This is a genomic window from Vibrio makurazakiensis, from assembly GCF_050337375.1.
Lineage (GTDB): Bacteria > Pseudomonadota > Gammaproteobacteria > Enterobacterales > Vibrionaceae > Vibrio > Vibrio makurazakiensis.
In genome coordinates this window covers 1-5,357 of sequence record NZ_JAKJSW010000258.1, presented here as the reverse complement: position 1 = coordinate 5,357, position 5,357 = coordinate 1, and the positions used below count along the sequence as shown (strand labels likewise).

4 protein-coding genes are annotated in these 5,357 nt (G+C 35.8%); all 4 read right to left on the bottom strand.

Annotated features, from left to right (window positions below):
- Nucleotides 1-595, bottom strand: a 595-nt coding sequence (locus L4C33_RS19420; protein ID WP_428814048.1) for a lysylphosphatidylglycerol synthase transmembrane domain-containing protein, incomplete at its 3' end; no start/stop codon positions are given.
- The gene (locus L4C33_RS19415; protein WP_428814047.1) at nt 585-2,996 is read right to left on the bottom strand and encodes a hypothetical protein; all 2,412 of its coding nucleotides are present in this window, start codon (nt 2,994-2,996) and stop codon (nt 585-587) included. The genes L4C33_RS19420 and L4C33_RS19415, both read right to left, overlap by 11 nt.
- Nucleotides 2,997-3,076: 80 nt before the next feature.
- The gene (locus tag L4C33_RS19410; RefSeq protein ID WP_428814046.1) at nt 3,077-3,847 is read right to left on the bottom strand and encodes a glycosyltransferase family 2 protein; all 771 of its coding nucleotides are present in this window, start codon (nt 3,845-3,847) and stop codon (nt 3,077-3,079) included.
- 52 nt (nt 3,848-3,899) lie between these two features.
- Nucleotides 3,900-5,357, bottom strand: a 1,458-nt coding sequence (locus L4C33_RS19405; RefSeq protein ID WP_428814045.1) for an acyltransferase family protein, incomplete at its 5' end; no start/stop codon positions are given.

Below are 5,357 nucleotides of genomic sequence, written 5' to 3'. Positions count from 1 at the left end.
TTGCAATTGGAAGTAATGCATGTAGGGAAAAGCGCCTTACTGACCAAAAAAGAACCATGGCAAAAAAAACGAGAAGCACACCAGCTATCGCTCCCCAACTAAGTACATCAAAATAAAACTCCAATACATCGTTCTTGGAATCAGATTCGTTAAGAAATAAAGACGCACATAGCGCAATTGAAAATAGGCCAAAAACTGCAAATAGTCGATCAATAGCAATCGAGGCAAGGGCTGTTGAGCGCCTAGAGTCTAGTAATTTAAACAACAAAACCCCTTTTATAGCATCTCCGCCAGCCGCTCCTGGCAGCCAGGAAGAAAAAAAACTTCCCATTAGCTGAATACTCAGTACAGTTCGTATTGAAATATTATTTTCGGTTACTCCAAGTAATACCCACCACCGTATACCACTTAGACAAATCCCGAGAAAAAGGCAAACTAGAGAAAGAAAAAAAAGATGAGGGTAATCAAAAACAATAACAATGGAGTAAAAATCCAGACTCCCACTATTAAATAAAAAGTAGATAGCCGAAGCAGCGATACACAATTTAATCAGTAGTTTTATTTTTTGCTTGTTAAAGCTTTTACTAATCGACATATGAAACACCAAATTCTCTTTTACTTAGGTAAGTATCTACACGATTTCTAAATATAAGCAAAGTAAATAGAGCTATTAGAACTAATAAACTTGTTACTTTTGACACGATTAAAGTCTTAGGCTCGTATGACATTTTTATCTCAAATTCACCCTTAGAAACTAACACGCCACGAAATAACCCTTCGACCTTAGAAATACCGACTTGCATTCCATTCAGGGTCACATTCCAATTTTCATGGAAGTTATCGGTTAAAACAACCACTCCTCCATTTTCAGAGTAACCCGATAGATTTACTTTTGTATTTTCATATTTATCAATTTTTACCTCGTTCAAAGCGCTTTCATACCCGGACCGAAGGCTCTGATTTTCACTCAAATATCGAGGTTCAATAATAAATGCTCGAGGCAAGACATTCGTATTCTCAAAAATGAAAGACGTGGGTGAATCAAACACTTTCCTATATCCAATATTATCAAAGTAAGATGCATAGTTACTGTAATGTGCAGGGATAGTAATGTACTTAACTCCAAGTAAGCTAAGCTTGTCCAGATTAATCTTATTGAGTTCAGGTGTATCTTTAATCAACAACGTTGTGGGAAATGCACCATCTGGCATCATTGTTGAGTGGTAACCAAATCGTTGTGGTATCTCCAAGTCAATAGTTGAGTAATAATAATCAAGAAATTCAGGTAATACCCCTTGGTTCATAGATGTAATTTCTTGGATCTGAAATGCCGAACCTAACTCCGGTCTTAACCCAGTTTGTCCAAAGTTCATTGTTCTATAATATTTAGCATTAGTCTTCAAAAAAGTTATTTCATGTGGTGGGTTTACAAAATAGTCATTTCTTTGCAGACGCATCATCTTACTAGAATAAAATAGCTCAACAAACAGCCCGACAACTAAAACCAACAATAATAAATGAGAGTGACTTTTTAATTTTTCCAGTTTAATTAGAGTAATTAACAAAATAGAAAAAACAAACAGAAATGCAATAATATAAAGGGACATCAATTTAAAATTAACATTTGGCTCCTGAAGTCCGTACATATTATAAACATAAGACAGCCCCGCAATTCCTAATAAAGAAGTAGCGATTACTGGGATTACTTTAGCTGTACCAGATTTCAAATTTTCGACGCCAACAACAATAAGAAATGTACTCGGTACTATTATAGCTGGCCACCAATAGTGAGCACCTAGCGAACCAATAATAGGAAGTTTAGATACAACAGAACCAATAAAAGGTGCATCAAACATCCTACATAAAACTAGTAGAATGGTAATAAGACTAAATAGTACAAGATAGTTATACTTGTTTCCTTTAACTAGGAAAGCACAACTTAACAAAGAAATCCCGACAATACCCAAATGATAGACAGTATTCCCAGGAAAGCTCCTCGAACCAATCCAGTACAAGGCTCCTGGCTCCATTGCATTATATGATTCAAAGAAATGAGATGGAGAGAAAAATGAGGAGATGGCGTTTGGGAAATATAAAGGGAAGAAAATCCTCTTTGAATAATCTGAAATAGTACCTGAGCTAGATATATTTTCGAATATTGGAAAATAGATAAATGATACTAATAAAACGGAAAGTACAACTAAAAAAACATGCTGTAAAAGATACTTAAAGACGCCCCTCCACCCATCAGACTTATATAGCCTAGAAAACAAAAAACCAATAATAATCGTATAAATGGACAAAAAAGAAGTAATTGTCGTTGGCATAAATGTACAGGACAGTAATATAGCAAAAGACAAAATAACAGCAACGACTCTTACGCTTGTAAAGCGTTCAAACAAAATAAAAGAAAAATAGATACACATGGGAATATAAAAGTAACTTTGTATTATATTTGACCCCATATTTGCAACAGAGAATCCATTTAACAGAAAGAATACACAACCAGCAACCGAAGATAAAATTGAAAACTTTAGGACGCTTCTCACGATTAAATACATAAATAGCAATGAAAAAAAGTAAACTAGCATTGATATTATATTATATATCAAGCTGCCTCCTCCTAATATCGCATATAAAATTGTCAAAAGTGAGAATTTTTGATCAACTAAAGTTTCTGGCCCTAAAGCACCACCAGATGAATAGGGGTTCCAATAAGGAGACTGCCCCTCTGAGATAGAATGCAGCATAAATTCCATCATAGGTTCAGCTTGGAAAGAAGCACCTCCGTTATCGTGGTAACCTCCCCACCAACCAGTTGTTCGTGCAAATTCTATTAGAGAGCTTACTTTATATCCGAATATCTGATCCGTTATTCTCAAACTACCTTCATTAAAAATAACATCAGGAAAGACCATGAGAATCAATATTGCAGAAAAAAACACACCTTCAACTAGTGTTTTATAATTATTTATTTTAATGGCTTGGTATATCATTTAAATCACTAATTAGTAAATTTATAACGGAATGAAATTAGGAGGTATCAGCCCCCTAACTTTTGATTCTATGAGCCTTATCAAAACCAATAAATCAATTTCATTCTATGTAGAAGAGCTCTGATAAGACAGTATGTATAGCCAAAGCCTTCTTTCCTAAATATAAATTTTGAAACACCAAACGCTCGTGTCCCTTGGGCCCCAGGAATATACTTCACCTCTCCTCCCATTAATATCGACTTGAAGGTTATCTCAGGACTTATACTGAATCGATTTTGGCTCAGTCCTACGCCGAGTGTTTCTCGTCGTCTGAACATTTTAAAGGCATAAGTTGAATCTGGAATATATTCACCTAAAGCAACTCGTACGCCTCTACGAAAGAAAAATTGAAAAAACTGATATTTAAAAGGAATTGTATGATCATCACCAGCATTTAAATACCTCGAACACTGAGCTAAAACAGCTCCTTTTTCCATTTCTTCATACAATTGTGGTATGAGGTGGATAGGGTCAACCATATCGGCAGAAACAAAAATACAATAGCGCCCAGAACCGTGCGCAGCACCATAGCGTACTACCGCACCATAACCTCTCCGCTTTAGAGAACGCGAAATCACCCTTACAGGCAGTTCTTTCTTATGAGTAATAGCCCATTGATTAGCGAGCGTTAAAGTTTCATCATCACTCTCATCATCTACGACGATTACTTCAGAAGAAAATTTCTGACCTACTAATGCGTTAGCAACACTATCTAAAATCCCTACTATATTCTCAGCCTCATTTAAGCAAGGAATCACAATTGTAAGATCAATCGGATCTTGTTCTTTTTCTTCAGACGTAAAAGTGCTCATTCTTATTCTATCCATCATTTATTCTTCAATAATTTTGCTCCAAAGAGAGCGATTAGTTTGTTAAGTTGAATTGTGAAGCTACATACTTCGCACCATCTTCCGTTAAATGAGAGCTGTCAAACGCTGTTATTGACATGTTTTCTTTTCCTACACGAGTCAAACACCCATCTGAGTTACATAATATTTGGGTCGGAGATAGATAATTTATATTATGCTCTTTAGCAAACTGCGACATATCATGGTCCAAACTCATTACATACGGCTTTAACCCATTTTTCATACGAACTGGAATTTGTTTCTGTCCATTACTCATAAAGTAAACTAGTAATTGCCTTGGTAATGAATCTAGCCATCTAGGCACAGGACCAACAAGGTCAATATGACGTATTTCAATTTCTTTAAGCCACTCTATAGTAGAAGATAACTGATTCCAATCATAAACATCCCATGCTGCTGCTAGCATTATTCTATCAGGCCGTTCGTTAATTATAAATTTACGCATCTCGTCATTAACCCCCCCGCAATTTGGACTAACCGGGATATCCATATGAAAAATTGGTGGACAAGTTGACGCTGTCTTCTGAATTATTCTGTACCTTTCCGATAGACTTATAAATAGTCCTGGATATAAGTGAGCAGCATGAGAGTCCCCCCATACTAATAAAGTCGGTTTTCCACTACTATCTTTAGGTTCTGATTCGCATGCAGAAAAACTGTTATAATCTTGCTTTGGTAATAAGTGACAGGTTCCGACCCTCCAATGTATTGTTGCATCTACATCKGTATGATTAATAATATTTTGTACCACTGGTGGAAACCTGCTTGCTAGACCTTTTTTATTAAATACATATACGGAAACTAACGAAATACATGCGATAATGGTTAGCAGTGTAAAAGCAGTGTTTCTTTTAGAAGAGCTAAAACGTAAAGGCCTTTCAACAAATCGGAAAGTTATAAATGCAAGAATAAAACTAACAATCACAAGTATTAGTTGGATTTCAGTATTTAAAACTTGCCCAAGGTGAGCTTTCGCAAAAACAAAAACAGGCCAGTGCCACAAATATAGTGGAAAACTAACAAGTCCAATCCATACCATAAGTTTTGATGAAAGGAGGTACTTGTTAACATTTGCGTGCGGACCAGCTAAAATAATAAGAAATGTTCCAAATGTCGGTAGGAGAGCATACCATCCTGGGAACTGTTCACTTTTACTAGTAATTAAAACGGCAAGTATTAAAAGAGCGCTTCCAAAAAGCGAACAGATATCACTTCGTACTTTGCTCTTACTAATCCAACTAGTTACGTTTTTTGCAATACGCAATAAGTTCGACTCTGATTTGCAATTTATAATTACAGCTAAAAATGCGCCAATAGCCAGTTCCCAAAAACGAGTAATAGGTGAATAGAAAGTAAACTCTGGCTCACTGTTAATAAATAAAACATTACAAAAAAAAGAAATAACCATTAACAAGCAAACAGCGCCGATCACCCCAGACCGAACCTTATACGT